Origin of the sequence: Bacteroides cutis, assembly GCF_900241005.1 — a bacterium.
GTDB classification, from domain to species: domain Bacteria; phylum Bacteroidota; class Bacteroidia; order Bacteroidales; family Bacteroidaceae; genus Bacteroides; species Bacteroides cutis.
On record NZ_OEST01000001.1, the window covers coordinates 845,802 to 862,308 of the forward strand.

Sequence of the window (16,507 nt, forward strand, 5' to 3'; positions counted from 1 at the left end):
TCTTTAAGCTAATTGTTCGTTTTATTTTTCTTAATCAATATGCAAAGCCCGATAAAAGTAAACGATGCATTGAATATTAACAGTTCGTAACTAAATTGATAGCCGTTGAACCATACTTCCGAATTCATTTGTAAAATGAAACAGAGAATGGGGGAGATAATGGCTACTAATGGTATGTACTTATCCCGTACTTGTTGCTTCATAAAGATACCGAAAGCAAACAAACCGAGAATAGGGCCATAAGTGTAACTTGCCAAAATATATACGGCATCGATTACGCTGGTATTATTCAACAAGTTGAATATGAAAATAGTGATCCCCATTATTATCGCCATACCTATATGTACCCGTTTACGTATCTTTACGATTATTTCTTCTGTTTTTCCTTTTGTACCGAGAATATCTACTGTGAATGAAGTAGTGAGTGCTGTCAGTGCGGAACCGGCAGCCGAATAAGCGGAAGATATAAATCCTATGATAAATAGAATTCCTACGATGGTGGGGAAATAGTTACCTGTTGCTATTTTGGGAAAAAGTTCATCACTCTTCTCTATCTGAATACCTTCACTATTGGCAAATGTATAAAGTAATGCCCCCAGGATCAAGAACAACAGAATTATGAAGAACTGTGAAATGATACTGGTAATCATATTCTTTTGTGAATCTCTGAAGTTCTTGCAGCTCAAGTTACGTTGCATCATATCCTGATCCAGCCCGGTCATGGCAATCATGGTAAATGTACCTGCCAGGAATTGTTTGAAGAAGTATTGTTTACTGTTGATGTCGTCGAAGAAAAAGATACGTGATAGTTTACTGTCGGTAACTATATTGACCATGCCAGTGAATGTAAGATTTAAACCGGAAGCGATATAATAAATACAAAGTACTACGGACACTATTAGACAGAGGGTTTTCAAAGAATCTGTCCAAATCAGCGATTTAACTCCACCACGGAAAGTGTAGAGCCATACCAATACTACGGTGATAGCTACGTTTAATATGAATGGAAGCCCGAAGGGTTGGAACACCAATAGTTGTAAAGTCAGGCAGACAAGAAACAGGCGTACGGCAGCTCCCAGCATTTTAGAGATAAAAAAGAACCAAGCTCCCGTACGATATGAAGACATTCCAAAACGGTTTTCCAGAAATTCGTAGATGGATATCAGTTTCATCCGGTAGAATAAAGGTGTCAGTATAAATGCGATAATCAATTGTCCGGCAACAAATCCAAGTACCATTTGGAGGTAACCGAAACTACTTGCCGCCACCATACCCGGTACGGAAACGTAGGTTACTCCGGAAATACTGGCTCCAATCATGGCAAAGGCCACTACATACCAGGAGGACTTACGATTACCAACAAAGAAACCTGCATTATCTGCTTTTCGACCTGTAATATAAGATACAGTGAAAAGTATTGCGAAGTAGGCGACAAGGGTAATGATAACGGATAACGGGTTCATATATTCATCTTTTAGTCGTAAATACTCAAATCGTATCTCCGGTTATTCTTCGTAAAGCAGATAGGGCTTACGTTGTACCTTGAACTTTTCAACATCATTTTTCCACATCGCTTTTATTTCGTCGGCGCTTTTCCCATTTTCTATCATCTTACGTACATAATCAGTCCCTATCAGTCGTTCAAAGAATGAACTAAAGAAATGGTTACCCATATTCAAATTATGGTAAGCATCAATTATGTAACTTAAGTCTACACCGCGTTTCCATATTTCTTCATCACTCATATTACTAAGATTTACACCGTGGCAGAGTTTATTGAGTAGAGGCGGATTTTTTGCTCCGGGCATACTTTTAGGGATAAAACTGTAACTATATCCTGTCATATTAGGATGTCCGTAAATTTGGAAAGGAAGCGGGGTACCTCTACCCAGACTTACTGGAGTCGCTTCAAAATAGCAAGTTGACGGATATAAATAGATTGATTTCATGTTTGGCAGGTTTGGGGACGGTGGGACGGGTAATTTATACATGGTCTGGTGCGTATAGTTTTTACATGGAATAACAGTTACGTCACATACGCGTGATCCCGGTAACCAGTGTTCCCCGTTTACCATCAATGCTAATTCTCCCAATGTCATGCCGTGTACAATGGGAATAGGTAACCAACCTACACCTGATTTGTACTTCATATCCAATATGGGACCATCCACATAATGTCCGTTTGGGTTAGGGCGATCCAGTATCAACATTTTACGATTGTACTCTGCACAAGCGTCCATCAGTCGACACATAGATGCATAGTAGGTATAAAACCTCAAACCGACATCTTGAATATCCACAACCAGAATATCAAATTTGTGCATAGAGACTTTACTTGGTTTTCCTAACTTTCCATCATAGAGTGACAGGATGGGTACTCCAGTTCTTTTATCTACCGAGCTGGAAACATGTTCACCAGCGTCGGCACTTCCTCGAAATCCGTGTTCCGGTGAAAAAATAGCTACTACATTGAATTTATTTTCCAGTAGAATGTCCAATAGATGCTTATTGCCAATCATTCCTGTGTGGTTGGAGAAGATTGCAATTCTCTTATTTCTCAAGATAGGAAAGTAGTCAGATGTCTGTTCATTACCTAAAATCACCCGGTATTTTTGTGCTTGACACAGTAATGAACTATATAGCAGGATGATTAATAGTAGCAGTTTTTTCATGATAGTATTATGTAAGGGAAATTTCTATGCAACAAAGATAGATTTTATTTTAATATCAGAGAAACACTTATTGAGGCATTTTGGAGATTATCAATTTTAATTTACGGCAAACTGAAAATTCATCCTATTCTTAAAAATATTGAGATTATGGTGAAGTATATTTATTAATGGAGAAACTTTCGAAAGAATGATCGATTGGAAAAAAAAAAACAATATATTTGTATCTAATTCTAAAACTAGCTACACCTATGAAATTGATTGCGGAGAGTGGTTCTACAAGAACTGAATGGGCTTTGGTTGAAGACAATCATTTAATTCAGCGCGCTTTCACTGAAGGTATAAATCCTTTTTATCAAACACGAAGGGAGATTAGTCGAAATGTACGTTTAGGTTTACCGGAGATTTTTTTTCGAAAAAAAATAGAACAAGTTTACTATTATGGTACCGGATGCACATCTGATGAAAAAAAGAATGTATTGGAAGCATCATTAGTAGCACAATTCAAAACACCTATCCAGGTGGAAAGCGATCTCCTTGCTGCTGCTCGTAGTTTATTTAAATGCGAGGCTGGTATTGCCTGTATTTTAGGTACTGGCTCTAGCTCATGTTTTTATGATGGTGAATTTATTGTTAAGAATATTGAAGCCGGTGGTTATATTTTGGGTGACGAAGGAAGTGGTTCTGTTTTAGGAAAAATATTTTTGTCTGATGTTTTAAAAGGTCTTGCTCCTAAAAATGTGATGACAGATTTCTTTGAGAAATTCCGTATCAGCCCTAGTGAAGTGATGGAATCTGTTTATAATAGACCCTTCCCTAATCGTTTCCTTTCTACTATCTCCTATTTTTTAGCTGATTATATGGATGACGATTATGTCTATGGTTTGATAACAAGTAATTTACGCAGTTTCTTTACGAGAAATGTTTGCCAGTATGATTACAAAAATTACCCTATCCGGTTTGTAGGGTCGCTGGCATATGGTTATGCCAACATTCTCCGGCAGGTTGCCGGTGAGTTTGGGATAGAATTGACTATTATAGAAGAAACTCCGATGCCTGGACTTATTGAATTTCACTCTTTGAAATATTGAGGAACCTCAAATGTTTTATAATTAATGTGGAATTAGGGTTGGGCGGTTGGAAGATCAAAAAATAATAAAAAAGTGTCCAAACAGATTTTTGTTATCATTCTCTGTCTGGACATATTTTTATTTAGTTAACATAACTTATCCAAGTGCATTTTCCTTAATCAGGTATTCTGCAATCTGTACGGCGTTCAGTGCGGCCCCCTTTTTGATTTGGTCACCCACAATCCAGAAGGTCAATCCGTTTTCATTGGTAAGATCTTTACGGATACGGCCTACATAAACAGGATCTTTTCCAGCAAGGAATAGAGGCATCGGATATTCTTTTTCAGCAGGATTGTCCATTAATACCAGCCCTTCACCATTTGCAAAAGCTTCACGAGCTTCCTCCAAAGAAATAGGACGTTCGGTCTCTACCCAGATACTTTCGGAGTGAGAACGGAGAGCAGGAACACGGACACAAGTAGCGCTGACTTTGATGTCGGAGTGCATAATTTTACGTGTTTCGTTAAACATCTTCATTTCTTCTTTGGTATATCCATTCTCTGTGAAAACGTCAATCTGAGGAATTAGATTGAATGCTAATTGATAAGCAAATTTTTCAACTTTGACCGATTCTCCTGCCAATACTTGACGATATTGTTCGTATAATTCGTCCATTGCAGCTGCACCAGCACCACTGGCAGCCTGATAGGTGGAGACATGTACAGTCTTTATATGCGAAAGCTGTTCGATGGCTTTCAGCGCTACCACCATTTGGATGGTAGTACAGTTAGGATTGGCAACGATGCCACGCGGACGATCTTTGGCGTCAGCGGCATTCATTTCGGGGACAACCAAAGGCACATCGGTATCCATACGGAAAGCGCTGGAATTGTCAATCATTACAGCTCCGTATTTGGTAATGGTTTCGGCAAACTCTTTAGAGGTACCTGCGCCTGCGGAAGTGAAAGCGATATCAACCCCTTTAAAGTCATCGTTGTGTTGCAAGAGTTTTACCTCGATCTGTTTACCGCGGAAAGTATATTTAGTTCCGGCACTGCGTTTAGAACCAAACAATACTAATTCATCCAACGGGAAATTCCTTTCATCGAGCACTCGCAGGAATTCTTGCCCCACGGCTCCGCTTGCTCCAACAATAGCTACTTTCATTTTTCTTTTGCTTTTAATAAGTTTATAAAAAGATTAATCTCTAAAAAGATAGATTTGGTTGCAAATTTATAACAAATAGCTGTATGACACCGCATAAAGTGAAAACTTTTTCGTTATTTTGCAGTTAAAACCTAAAACTTGCAGTATTATGGATTGGTTCGACCTTAGTTTAAAACTTCCTATTACCGACCCTACATGGATATTTCTCCTTGTACTCCTCATCATATTATTTGCTCCCATATTGTTGAATAAACTTCGTATTCCGCATATTATCGGAATGATTTTAGCCGGTTTAGTTATTGGCGAACATGGTTTCAATATATTGGTGCGGGATAGTAGTTTCCAGTTGTTTGGCAAAGTAGGACTCTATTATATCATGTTTCTGGCTGGATTGGAAATGAATATGGGAGACTTTAAGAAAAATCGGGGAAAAGCTGTTATGTTAGGTTTACTGGCTTTTATAATTCCGATAGGTATAGGGATGGTCACCAACATGATGATTTTGAAATATAGTCTGGTTACGTCGATCTTGTTAGCAAGTATGTATGCATCTCATACATTGGTGGCCTATCCAATCGTTATCCGTTACGGTGTGTCCCGTCATCGTAGTGTAAGTATTGCGGTGGGTGGTACGGCTGTTACTGATACTCTTACTTTGTTGGTATTGGCAGTGGTTGGTGGTTTGTTCAAGGGCGAATCCGGTGGCTTGTTCTGGCTTTGGCTGGTAATCAAGGTGGTATTTCTAGGAACACTTATCATGTACTCTTTTCCACGTATTGGACGATGGTTTTTCAGAAGATATGACGACAATGTGATGCAGTTCATTTTTGTACTTGCCATGGTTTTTCTCGGAGCAGGATTGATGGAGTTTGTGGGAATGGAAGGTATTCTGGGGGCTTTCCTTGCCGGACTGGTATTGAATCGCCTTATTCCTCATGTTTCTCCGTTGATGAACCATCTGGAGTTTGTGGGTAATGCGCTTTTTATCCCTTATTTTCTGATTGGCGTAGGGATGTTGATTGATGTTCATGTTATATTCGGGCATGGTGATGCGTTGAAAGTGGCGGCTGTCATGATAACGGTAGCATTGATTGGAAAATGGATTGCATCTTGGTTGACACAGAAAATTTATAAGATGGCGGCTATTGAACGGGAGTTGATGTTTGGTCTGAGTAATGCGCAGGCAGCCGCTACATTGGCGGCTGTGTTGGTGGGTTATAATATTATTCTACCGGATGGAGAACGCTTGCTGAATGAAGATGTATTGAATGGGACAGTCTTACTTATTCTCGTAACTTGTATTGTGAGTTCGTTCACAACAGAACGTGCTGCTCGTAAAATTGCCATGTGTGAGGCACATCTGGAAGAAGAACGTACGGTAGAAGCGGAAAGAATATTAATTCCTGTAGCCAATCCGGAGACTATTGAATATTTGGTAAACTTGTCTCTGTTGATACGTGATCCTAAACAGAAAGATAACTTACTCGCTCTGAATGTAATCAATGATAATAACACCTCTGAAGGATCCGAGTTACGTGGAAAGAGATATTTGGAAAAAGCTGCCATGATTACGGCTTCGGCAGATGTTTCTTTACGGCAGATTACGCGATATGATTTGAATATTGCATCAGGTATTATCCATACCGCAAAAGAAAATGAAGTGACAGATGTCATTATCGGTTTGCACCGCAAGGTGAATATTGTGGATTCATTCTTTGGTATGCTCGCCGAAAATCTGTTGAAGGGGTTACACCGTGAAGTGATGATTGCCAAGTTCCTTATCCCAATTAATACTTTAAGGCGTATTATTATTGCTGTGCCCCCTAAAGCTGAATACGAAGCCGGTTTCCAGAAATGGGTGGAACATTTCTGCCGGATGGGAGGAATATTGGGTTGCCGGGTACATTTCTTTGCGAATGAGGAGACTACTTTTTATCTGCAAGCGTTAGTAAAGAAGAAATATGGACAGACTCTGACTGACTTTTCTCGTCTGGACGATTGGGGTGATTTACTGATTCTGACCGGTCAGGTAAACTACGATCATTTGCTAGTGGTAATCAGTGCACGTAGAGGGGCAATTTCTTATGATAGTTCTTTTGAAAAACTGCCGGCTCAGTTAAGTAAGTATTTTTCTAACAATAGTCTGATTGTACTTTATCCCGACCAATTGGGAGAGCCTCAGGAGACTCTTTCTTTCTCTAATCCCCGAGGAAGTAACGAATCGCAGCACTACGAGAAAGTAGGGAATTGGTTTTATAAATGGTTTAAGAAAAATTAATGGATGATTGGAAACAAAGGACACAGATCCTATTAGGACGTGAAAAGATGGAACGTCTGTGTCGGGCACACGTATTGGTCGTAGGTTTGGGAGGAGTAGGAGCTTATGCTGCCGAAATGATATGCCGTGCAGGTGTCGGAAGAATGACTATTGTAGACGTCGATACAGTGCAACCTACCAATATAAATCGTCAGTTACCGGCTCTACACTCTACAGTGGGTAAGAAGAAAGTAGAAATATTGGAAGCGCGTTTCAAGGACATTAATCCGGAATTGGAACTGACTGTATTATCTATCTTTTTAAAAGATGAAAATATACCTGAACTACTTGATGCCGAGAAGTATGATTTTATTGTAGATGCGATTGATACGCTTTCTCCGAAATGTTATCTGATAACTGAAGCTATGAAGCGACATCTAAAAATAGTATCGAGCATGGGTGCAGGAGCTAAAAGTGATATTACTCAGGTACGTTTTGCTGATATATGGGATACTTATCATTGTGGACTAAGTAAAGCCGTCCGTAAGCGTTTGCAGAAGATGGGGATGAAGCGGAAACTTCCAGTCGTTTTCAGTACCGAACAGGCTGATCCGAATGCAGTTTTGCTGACGGAAGACGAGTTGAACAAGAAGTCCACTTGTGGAACAGTAAGCTATATGCCGGCTGTTTTTGGTTGTTATTTAGCTGAATATGTGATTAAAAGATTGTAGTAATAGTACCTCGGGAAAACTGTTAAATAGTAGATTGTAAATCATCAAATAGTAAATAATCCAGTGATACACTTAGAGAATATAACCAAGAGTTTCGGTAATTTGCAAGTACTGCGAGGTATCGATATGGAAGTAAAAAAAGGAGAGATTGTCAGTATTGTAGGCCCTAGTGGGGCGGGTAAGACTACTTTATTACAGATAATGGGTACTTTGGATATGCCGGATAGTGGTTTGGTTACGATTGACGGCACTCCAGTTAACCAGATGAAGGAAAGAGAGCTCTCCGCATTTCGTAATCAGCATATCGGTTTTGTTTTTCAGTTCCATCAGTTACTGCCAGAATTTACAGCTTTGGAGAATATCATGATACCTGCTTTCATTGCCGGGAAAGGTCAACAAGAGGCAAAAAATGCCGCTACGGAAATTCTTGAATTTATGGGACTTGCCGAGCGTGCATCACATAAGCCGAATGAACTTTCGGGGGGAGAGAAACAACGTGTGGCTGTTGCTCGTGCACTTATCAATCATCCTGCGGTAGTGTTGGCTGATGAACCTTCAGGTAGTTTGGATTCGCATAATAAAGAAGAACTTCATCAACTTTTTTTTGATTTACGCAGCCGTTTCGGACAGACATTCGTTATTGTAACCCACGATGAAGGTTTGGCCCAAATTACAGATCGTACGATACATCTGAAGGATGGTGCAGTGTGTGATGAGTCATCTACTACTCAAAGCAGACGTAATGGCTGATTTTTTCTAAATCGTCCTTTGTAAACTCCTCGTAAAGTGTAAACGGTTTCAGATTGTGGAGTGTGCCTTTTTTCTTACGATATTCTACAAAAGCTTTTGCCTGATAAAAGTTGATATAAGGATGATTACGTAAGCGTTCCACCCCACTATGGTTTATATTTATCAGACGAATGTCTTTATCTTGGATATAGAACCAATTCTCCAATTGATGGTAGTTTAGATTTATATCTTGTAATTGTTCAATGCAGTAGAAACCACCTAAACTTCGGCGATAACCAGTAATTAACCGGGCGATACCACTACCTATTCCCGGTATCTTTTTCAGCTCGGTAGTGTCAGCGAGATTTAGGTTGATAACAGTACCGGCAGGATATTTGTAGGGTGTTTCGCGTAAAACTTTGGTACTGTCTTTTGTTATTGAAACATTATATAACTGTACCGTCTTTCTCGTTGTATCTTCCGGTGCTATATAGAGATAGGGTAGGAGATATCCATATTGTTCTTTGGTTAAACCATATATCTTTTTGAAATCTTCCGCTTTACGGAATTTACCTCCTTTGCTCCGGTATCGTAAAATGTTCCTGACCATCCATCCGGGTAAACCCAGTTTCCGGAAAGTGGCAGAGTCTGCCGTATTGGGGTTGAAGGGTTTCAAAACAATTTCTGAGGATGGATTGATAGGATATCGGGACGGATGATATTCCCGCTTATTATCTTTTTCTTTTACAGAGGCAATAAAGCTTTCATATTCTTCTACCGCAGAGAGTTGTAACTGTGTTTCTTCATCGGAAAGTGCCGTATGTTCCCGCAAGAAAGTATAAATATATCCGGTGAGAAAGACTAGGATGATACCTGTTATAAGTACTAAAATACCTTGTTTTTCTCTTCGGGAGAAGTATGAGAAATCTTTTAGAGGGTTTTTCATTATCTTTTTATTTCAGCAAGCCTAGCTCATTAATAAAGATGATTGCGATACATACAGGTGCTACAAACTTCAATATAACAATCAGGAGTTTATAGAAGGGTACCCTCAGTGTTCCGTTATTGCTCACCTCTTCCCAGATAATTTTTTTATCCACATACCATCCTGTGAAAATGCAGATAAAGAAACCTCCCATCGGTAACATTATTTTGGCCGTGACAAAGTCGAACAGGTCGAATAGATTCATTCCGAGAACCGTATAATCTTTTCCTATTCCTAGCGACAGTGAACAGAAGACTCCTAAAAATATGCAACCGGCAGTAACTAATTTAGCTGCCTTTCCTCGTGTAAAGTTGAATTCTTCATGCAGATAAGCTGTTACTACCTCGTGTAATGAAATGGTTGAGGTAAGCGCTGCCAGTGCTAATAGAATATAGAACATCAGTGAAAGAGTGATTGCGAGCCAAGGCAAACCACCGAAGGCTTGTTGAAATACATTGGGCAAGGTAATAAACAGTAGGCTGGGACCTGCATCGGGCTTGATACCTACGGAGAATGCGGCGGGGAAAATGATAAATCCTGCCAAAATAGCTACCATTGTGTCAATACCGGCTACATTGAATGCCGTTCTGGATAAATTGGTATCGGTCCTGAAATAAGACGCGTATGTGCAAAGACACCCCATCCCCAGGCTAAGAGAGAAAAAAGCCTGCCCCATAGCTCCCAACAATACATTACCGTCTACCTTACTGAAATCCGGTTTCAAAAGAAATTCGATACCTGCACTTGCCCCTGGTAGGGAAACAGAACAGATAGCAAGAACAATCAACAAGATAAACAATACCGGCATCATGATCTTTGCTGATTTCTCAATACCTTTTTCCACTCCTTTCACAATAATAAAATGAGTGGCCAGCAAGAATAAAACCAACCAGATTACCGGACGCCAAGGATTACTGACGAAACTGTCGAAGGAACTGATAAATTCCGTTGCCGATTTTCCGGCAAAGCTGTTGGTGGCAGCTTCTCCTATGAATTCAAGCGTCCAACCTGCCACTACGGAGTAATAACCTAATATGAGAAATCCTGCCAGTACACCCATGCGTCCTATCCATTTCCAATGGGTACCGGGGGCAAGTTTCTGATAAGCACCGGCTGTGTTCGCACGAGAACGGCGTCCGATGAGAAACTCGGCTATCATAATGGGAGTGCCGAGAATAAGTACGCAGAGAAGGTATATCAGGATAAAAGCAGCGCCACCGTGGTTACCTGTTTCAAATGGAAATCTCCAGATGTTACCCAAACCAACCGCGGAACCTGCTGATGCAAGAATTACTCCTAGTTTGCTTCCAAAGTTGGCTCTGTCATTTTTTGTCATAAAACGTAGCTTTTTCTTTCAATTCGTTATTAATACTTACTTAAACGTGCAAATATAGAAAATACTCTATATATTTGTATACGATTTGTTTATAATTTGAGTTATGCTATATTATATTAAGAAATATCCTATATCGCTTGTCATCATCCTAACCGTGATCTATTTGTCATTTTTCAAACCTCCTACAACAGATTTGAATACGATCCCCAATCTTGACAAAGTGGCGCATATCTGCATGTACTTCGGGCTTTCCGGTATGCTTTGGCTGGAATTCTTGCGGGCACATAAAAGGGATCATGTACCTCTGTGGCATGCATGGATCGGTGCGTTTTTTTGTCCGGTGATATTCAGTGGAATCGTTGAACTTTTGCAAGAATATTGTACCACCTATCGTGGCGGTGATTGGCTGGACTTTGCAGCCAATAGTACGGGGGCTATACTGGCATCATTGATTGGCTATTGCATCCTGCGGCCAAGGATGCTGAAAAACGCATAAAATAAAACATAGGATCTGCTTTGATATAAAACCAATAGATCTTGAGATATAAATACAACCTTGTCGGGAACAATACAGCTACCTTTGGGATATTGAAAACCTAAGAATCTGTATTATGGGTGTATTGGAAAATTTATCAAATGTATATTTAAAGATTTTCTCATCGTTGGCAGGTGTGCCTGATGAGGGCTTTTCTATCGGAAGTTATTATTTCTCAGTACGAAAACATGTCTTAACATTAGAAGGATTAAAAGGAAAAGAGATACACTGTACTCATCAAGATGGTTTATTATTAATTGCTTTTATGAAATCTGTGGATAGATTTCTTTCCCATAAAGATATAGCGGAGGTTTGTTCATGGCCTTTGGAGGCTTGTGGGCTTAATGAACGTCGCAGGACAGCCATATCGCAGTTGAGGAAATTATTTGTGGATTGTTCGGTGGAAATAATATCTGTAAGGAACAGAGGTGGATATCAATTGGTTATTATAGAAGATGAAAAAAGATAATCATGATTTTCTCACGTTTTATATACAAATATTTTTCATTGTATTTTTTATATTTGTAAAATATATAAACATTAAATTATACTACAAATGAGAAAACTATTATGTTTTTTGTAATAGTTATCGTGTTCAGTACTTATAGTAAGATGAGTGAAACTAGTAGATTACCAGAGTTGTCATTGATGAATTTAGATGCATTGGCTGGTCTTGAATATGAGGATCTCTGCGTCGAGTGGGCTACTAAAACATGTTATAAAGAGTTTAGTAATGAAAATGATCCAAATGTCTATTATGCAACTTGTTCGGGTTCTCCAACAGTCGTAGGTGGTATGTTAGAGTGTGGCGCAGTAATAGGACGTAAACCCAAATATCCTTTTTCAGGAGAAAAATGTTTAGAATGTGTTCGTACTGCAGGTGGAGATGAAGTAGGTTGAAAAATGTCATAAAATGCAAAAAAATATTTATATAAAATTTGTTGTTTTCATAGTATTGGTTTTAAACATTTCATACCAATCGGAAAGAAGTGGATATTTTGAAAAAACAATAACAGTGTATTGTAATACAGTACTATCTCCTATTATGATAAGAATAAGAGGCAAATCTAAGTAAGTTTGGATTGTATGAAGATAATGGAGGTAAAAAATAGAACCTATAAAGATACCTTGGTACAAAATAAATGGCAACCTGTAAAGATTGAGACGGATACGATATTATTACGTGAAGAGTTAGAAAAACTAAAGGCGGTGAATGATGATGATTGGGTCAGTTTCTATAAGAATATAAGGAAAGGTAGTGAGGTAGTACTTGATTATGGAAAGTCGGTAACCATTTCAAGCTTGGTATATATTCCGAGAAATGATGATAATTACGTACGTATGGGTGATACTTATGAATTACTTTATCATGATGGGCAAAGGGGATGGAGGACACTTGGCGGACAAAAAGCTGTCTCTTCCTCGCTGATGTATGAGAACGTACCGGATAATGCTTTGTTATGGTTGAGAAATCATACCCGGGGCAAGGAAGAAAGAGCTTTTTATTATGAACATGGCAAACAGATATTTCCTTAAAAGTTATATGTCGGGATATCTTATAGATATTCTACTACGGTACTGAGCTTTATTCCGTTCGATCCTTTGATAAGAATAGTCTTCCCGTTGGGCTTTTCCCTTTGTATCTTTGCTATCAATGCGGGGGCATCGGGGTATGTTTTAAAAGCATGATGAGTAGCTCCAAATAACTCACCAACCAGAATAACTTCTTCAAAGTTACATTCAGTCAAGAAATCTACTATTTTCTGATGTTCTTCTGCGCTGTCTTTCCCCAGTTCGCGCATATCTCCCAAGATCAGCATCTTGTGTTCGGCCTGCATATTGTGGAAGTTGATGATGGATGCCATCATGCTGGTTGGATTGGCGTTGTAGGCATCGATGATCAAAGTATTGTCTGCTGTCTTTTTCAATTGTGAGCGATTGTTTTGCGGTGTGTATTCACGTAGCGCCTTATCAATCTTAGTAGATTCCACCTCAAAGAAATGTCCGATGGTAACTGCGGCAAGCGCATTGGGAAAGTTATATTCACCGATAAGTTGCGTCTGTATTTCGTGAAGTTCACCTTCTTTTCCGGCTTTCCATTCAAAAGTCAGATAAGGAGAATTTCCTGTGACGTGCCCATTGATGTATAGCCCGTCTTCGTTTCCATAGGGTAACTGGTCTAATCCCCGTGCCATTTCCCTCAGATAGTGATTGTCGTGGTGGATGAATATAATCGAGTTCTTCCGTTGACGCAGGAAGTCGTATAGCTCCCCTTTGGTCTTGATGACACCTTCGAATGAGCCGAAACCTTCCAAGTGGGCTTTTCCTACATTGGTGATGATACCATAATCGGGTTCGGCTATTTCTACCAACTCTTTGATGTCTCCGGGATGGCTTGCACCCATTTCTACTACACCAAGGTCATGTTCAGCTTTCAGGCGAAGTAAAGTAAGAGGTACACCGATTGGATTGTTCAGGTTCCCTTGTGTGAACAGCACGTTGTAGGTCTGCGAAAGAACGGTGGATATCAACTCTTTAGTAGTCGTTTTTCCGTTGGTGCCGGTGATACCTATAATACGGGTCCCAAGTTGCCGACGATGATAATTGGCCAGTTGTTGCAAGGTGTGTAGGCAATTGTCCACTAATATATAATGTGTATGTCCTGTCGGCACATATTCAGCTTCGTCCACAATAACATAAACACTTCCTGCCTCCAGCGCTTTCGCGGCAAAAACATTTCCATTGAATGTTTCACCCTTCAGGGCGATAAATAGTGAGCCTTCGGGACAATTACGGCTATCGGTTGTGACACAGGTACATTTCAGGAATATCTGATAAATAGATGCTATATCCATGATCTTTTATTGTTTTCAATTCGTTTAAAGTTTGACAAAGATATAGTTTTTAATTCATTAATAAGGTAGTATCTCTCGGTGATAATTTATCTTTTTAATTCCAATTAAAAAGATTGATTATTTCAATGGTAGACGAAGCAAGAAACGGCAACCTTCGGTGTAGTCCGGATCAAGAACCAGACTTCCACCCATTTTCTCGGCGCAGATTCGACCGATGGGAAGCCCTAAACCGGTACCTTGTACAAAGGTATCTATTTTACTGAAACGCTCAAACACAAACTGTTGTTTGTCAGCAGGTATACCGATGCCTGTATCAGTAACACTAAAAGTAATGTATTTGTGTTCACTATCCGTGTGCCAAGCAAGAGTAATACTACCTTTGTGAGTAAATTTGGCAGCATTTTTCAGCAGGTGGAGTAGAATTTGAGACAGGCGTTTGGTGTTGGTGTGCATATAAAATTCCTCCTGTTTATTCTGTAAACATAGACTGACTTCCGGAATAATATGTGAGGTTGTTTTAGTGATACATTCCCTGCATAATGCCGCTATGTTTACCACTTCAGTGGTGGAAATCTCTGTACCACTGTCAAGGCTTGAGATATCTAGTACATCGTCTATCAGTTGAAGCAGATTATTACTTCCCTGTTCGATGATACTGGCATATTCTTGGGTTTCTTCATCTGTTTTATGTATAGCACTAAGTACTTGTGAAAATCCTACGATAGAATTCAGAGGAGTACGTATTTCGTGGCTCATATTTTGGATAAACTCGGTTTTCATCATACTGGCCTTTTCAGCCTGTTCTTTAGCATGAATTAATTCAAGTTCGGAATCAAGCAATTCTTTGTTTTTAGCAGATAGTTGCTTTTGCGAGAGTCGTAATTTACTATTAAGCAGATGCTCACGATAGAAAATGATGCTACTGAGAATAAGTAGGATAATCAGGAAAATGATGATACGTTGTTTGTTCTGTAAATCGCGTCGTTGAATTTCTTGTTGTAGTTCACTCTTCTCTACGTTCAAGCGCTCTACTCCTAGCATGGCTGCAAATTCGCCTGTTGCGATATCAGCATTGACTATATTCAGTGAATCGATATATTGAATATACCTTTGATAGTATTGTATGGCTTGTGATAGATTACCTGTTTTGTTATGAATGAATGCCATTGTTTGAATTTCTTTCGGGTTGGTTGCTAATGTGGGATATTTCTTCATGATATATTCCTGAGTAACCAATGCTTTGGTATATTGTTGTGTCTCCAAATAGAAATCCCGCTCTTTTTGATAGTAGGTATACCCGATTTTAGAGATTTCTTTTTGAGTATTCATTAACTGTTTGGCTTTTTGTAGATATTCTTTGGCCTGGGGTATATTATGGGTCGTCAAGTAATAATCGAAATATCTCAGATAAAAAGAGAATTCTTGTGTGTTACTGAATAAATGGTTCTCTGCCTTTTTTAAGATGTTTTCTGCTTTATCCAATTGTCTCAAGTCACAATAATATGAAGCTAAGATTGTATAAATGTTTCCCAGATTATAGGTGTCAATATTATATTTCAGGATAATTTCTATTTCTTTTTCTCTATTTTCAGCAGCAAGTCTGGACAACCCTTTGGCTTGATAGATAGAGCTTAATATGTTATAACCATTAGCTATTCCTGCAGGATACTTTTCCTGTTCTGCCTCTTTCATCATTCGGTCGGCTTCATAGAGGGCTATGTTATATTGTTGGTTTTTGATATAATAATTGATAAGTCTCTTACTCCAGGCAAAGTAATAATATTTGGGCTGATTTGTTTTTCTGGCAAACTTTTTTACAATATTTACGTAATGGAATATAGAATCTTTATTAGTTCCTTGAAAATAGTAGTAATCCAACTTGGTACATAAAGCTACCGCTTGCATTCGTAAGTCTTTCTTCTCGCCGGACATATGAAACAAGGTATCGGTCATTTGTAGTACAATGGGAGAGGTCGTTTCAGCTTTACAGCTAAGATAATAGGTATATAGTACACTGTCAACATTATAGACTAGACTTGCATCTTTTTGTTGTCCTTTGATCTGCATACTACATAATGTGAATAAAATGCACAAAATATAATATAGGATAATAGTAGGAGTATGTTTTTTGCTTATTTTCATAAACTATCTTTGTACATTCCGTGCAAAGATA

At 39.0% G+C, this 16,507-nt stretch carries 14 protein-coding genes and 1 pseudogene; 8 read left to right on the forward strand and 7 right to left on the reverse strand.

Translation table 11 applies throughout. The features are described 5' to 3' along the window. Positions 1 to 8: 8 nt before the first annotated feature. Both C1A09_RS03230 and C1A09_RS03235 read right to left on the reverse strand, forming a co-directional pair. Positions 9 to 1,463 carry a sodium:solute symporter gene (locus C1A09_RS03230; RefSeq protein WP_101542270.1) on the reverse strand — a complete coding sequence of 485 codons (1,455 nt, stop codon included), beginning with the start codon at positions 1,461 to 1,463 and terminating at the stop codon, positions 9 to 11. Positions 1,464 to 1,505: 42 nt separating this feature from the next. Further along, positions 1,506 to 2,672, reverse strand: coding sequence for an exo-beta-N-acetylmuramidase NamZ family protein (locus C1A09_RS03235; protein ID WP_101542271.1), 1,167 nt, complete (start codon positions 2,670 to 2,672; stop codon positions 1,506 to 1,508). Between the two features lie 248 nt (positions 2,673 to 2,920). Here C1A09_RS03235 and C1A09_RS03240 point away from each other — a divergent pair. After that, a pseudogene (locus C1A09_RS03240) lies at positions 2,921 to 3,785 on the forward strand (hypothetical protein). Between the two features lie 110 nt (positions 3,786 to 3,895). On the opposite strand, the gene C1A09_RS03245 reads toward C1A09_RS03240, so the two are convergent. Then, positions 3,896 to 4,906 carry an aspartate-semialdehyde dehydrogenase gene (locus tag C1A09_RS03245; protein ID WP_101542273.1) on the reverse strand — a complete coding sequence of 337 codons (1,011 nt, stop codon included), beginning with the start codon at positions 4,904 to 4,906 and terminating at the stop codon, positions 3,896 to 3,898. Positions 4,907 to 5,054: 148 nt separating this feature from the next. On the opposite strand from C1A09_RS03245, the gene C1A09_RS03250 reads away from it, so the two are divergent. The 3 genes from C1A09_RS03250 to C1A09_RS03260 all read left to right on the forward strand — a co-directional run bounded on the left by C1A09_RS03250 (position 5,055) and on the right by C1A09_RS03260 (position 8,644). Continuing rightward, positions 5,055 to 7,184, forward strand: a complete 2,130-nt coding sequence (locus tag C1A09_RS03250; protein ID WP_101542274.1) for a cation:proton antiporter — start codon at positions 5,055 to 5,057, stop codon at positions 7,182 to 7,184. Then, a complete protein-coding gene (locus tag C1A09_RS03255; protein ID WP_101542275.1) occupies positions 7,184 to 7,894 on the forward strand; it encodes a tRNA threonylcarbamoyladenosine dehydratase in 711 nt (236 codons plus the stop codon). Before C1A09_RS03250 ends, C1A09_RS03255 begins: the two co-directional genes overlap by 1 nt. 63 nt (positions 7,895 to 7,957) lie before the next feature. Further along, complete coding sequence (locus tag C1A09_RS03260) at positions 7,958 to 8,644, forward strand: ABC transporter ATP-binding protein (RefSeq protein ID WP_101542276.1); 687 nt, start codon at positions 7,958 to 7,960, stop codon at positions 8,642 to 8,644. Here C1A09_RS03260 and C1A09_RS03265 read toward each other — a convergent pair. After that, the gene (locus C1A09_RS03265; RefSeq protein WP_101542277.1) at positions 8,619 to 9,569 is read right to left on the reverse strand and encodes a ComEA family DNA-binding protein; all 951 of its coding nucleotides are present in this window, start codon (positions 9,567 to 9,569) and stop codon (positions 8,619 to 8,621) included. The genes C1A09_RS03260 and C1A09_RS03265 overlap by 26 nt on opposite strands. A gap of 7 nt (positions 9,570 to 9,576) precedes the next feature. After that, complete coding sequence (locus tag C1A09_RS03270; protein ID WP_101542278.1) at positions 9,577 to 10,944, reverse strand: sodium-dependent transporter; 1,368 nt, start codon at positions 10,942 to 10,944, stop codon at positions 9,577 to 9,579. 103 nt (positions 10,945 to 11,047) lie between these two features. On the opposite strand from C1A09_RS03270, the gene C1A09_RS03275 reads away from it, so the two are divergent. The 4 genes from C1A09_RS03275 to C1A09_RS03295 all read left to right on the forward strand — a co-directional run bounded on the left by C1A09_RS03275 (position 11,048) and on the right by C1A09_RS03295 (position 13,015). Further along, positions 11,048 to 11,440, forward strand: coding sequence for a VanZ family protein (locus C1A09_RS03275; RefSeq protein ID WP_101542279.1), 393 nt, complete (start codon positions 11,048 to 11,050; stop codon positions 11,438 to 11,440). Between the two features lie 115 nt (positions 11,441 to 11,555). Then, a complete protein-coding gene (locus C1A09_RS03280) occupies positions 11,556 to 11,948 on the forward strand; it encodes a winged helix-turn-helix domain-containing protein (protein ID WP_101542280.1) in 393 nt (130 codons plus the stop codon). A 143-nt stretch (positions 11,949 to 12,091) separates the two neighbouring features. Next, on the forward strand, positions 12,092 to 12,379 hold the full coding sequence (locus C1A09_RS03285; protein WP_101542281.1) for a hypothetical protein: 288 nt from the start codon (positions 12,092 to 12,094) through the stop codon (positions 12,377 to 12,379). A gap of 186 nt (positions 12,380 to 12,565) precedes the next feature. Next, positions 12,566 to 13,015 carry a hypothetical protein gene (locus tag C1A09_RS03295; RefSeq protein ID WP_101542283.1) on the forward strand — a complete coding sequence of 150 codons (450 nt, stop codon included), beginning with the start codon at positions 12,566 to 12,568 and terminating at the stop codon, positions 13,013 to 13,015. 20 nt (positions 13,016 to 13,035) lie between these two features. Here the strand turns inward: C1A09_RS03295 and C1A09_RS03300 are convergent, their stop codons facing one another. Together C1A09_RS03300 and C1A09_RS03305 are read right to left on the reverse strand one after the other, a co-directional pair. After that, positions 13,036 to 14,334, reverse strand: coding sequence for a UDP-N-acetylmuramoyl-tripeptide--D-alanyl-D-alanine ligase (locus C1A09_RS03300; protein ID WP_101542284.1), 1,299 nt, complete (start codon positions 14,332 to 14,334; stop codon positions 13,036 to 13,038). A 117-nt stretch (positions 14,335 to 14,451) separates the two neighbouring features. Further along, positions 14,452 to 16,401 (reverse strand): tetratricopeptide repeat-containing sensor histidine kinase, encoded by a 1,950-nt coding sequence (locus tag C1A09_RS03305; RefSeq protein WP_233519857.1) that lies wholly within the window; start codon positions 16,399 to 16,401, stop codon positions 14,452 to 14,454. Between the last annotated feature and the right edge of the window lie 106 nt (positions 16,402 to 16,507).

Excerpts from the sequence above, each read along its gene's own strand:
- C1A09_RS03230 (WP_101542270.1), bottom strand. The coding sequence starts at position 1,463 with ATGAACCCGTTATCCGTTATCATTACCCTTGTCGCCTACTTCGCAATA.
- C1A09_RS03235 (WP_101542271.1), bottom strand. The coding sequence starts at position 2,672 with ATGAAAAAACTGCTACTATTAATCATCCTGCTATATAGTTCATTACTG.
- C1A09_RS03245 (WP_101542273.1), bottom strand. The coding sequence starts at position 4,906 with ATGAAAGTAGCTATTGTTGGAGCAAGCGGAGCCGTGGGGCAAGAATTC.
- C1A09_RS03250 (WP_101542274.1), top strand. The coding sequence starts at position 5,055 with ATGGATTGGTTCGACCTTAGTTTAAAACTTCCTATTACCGACCCTACA.
- C1A09_RS03255 (WP_101542275.1), top strand. The coding sequence starts at position 7,184 with ATGGATGATTGGAAACAAAGGACACAGATCCTATTAGGACGTGAAAAG.
- C1A09_RS03265 (WP_101542277.1), bottom strand. The coding sequence starts at position 9,569 with ATGAAAAACCCTCTAAAAGATTTCTCATACTTCTCCCGAAGAGAAAAA.
- C1A09_RS03270 (WP_101542278.1), bottom strand. The coding sequence starts at position 10,944 with ATGACAAAAAATGACAGAGCCAACTTTGGAAGCAAACTAGGAGTAATT.
- C1A09_RS03275 (WP_101542279.1), top strand. The coding sequence starts at position 11,048 with ATGCTATATTATATTAAGAAATATCCTATATCGCTTGTCATCATCCTA.
- C1A09_RS03280 (WP_101542280.1), top strand. The coding sequence starts at position 11,556 with ATGGGTGTATTGGAAAATTTATCAAATGTATATTTAAAGATTTTCTCA.
- C1A09_RS03285 (WP_101542281.1), top strand. The coding sequence starts at position 12,092 with ATGAGTGAAACTAGTAGATTACCAGAGTTGTCATTGATGAATTTAGAT.
- C1A09_RS03295 (WP_101542283.1), top strand. The coding sequence starts at position 12,566 with ATGAAGATAATGGAGGTAAAAAATAGAACCTATAAAGATACCTTGGTA.
- C1A09_RS03300 (WP_101542284.1), bottom strand. The coding sequence starts at position 14,334 with ATGGATATAGCATCTATTTATCAGATATTCCTGAAATGTACCTGTGTC.
- C1A09_RS03305 (WP_233519857.1), bottom strand. The coding sequence starts at position 16,401 with ATGCAGATCAAAGGACAACAAAAAGATGCAAGTCTAGTCTATAATGTT.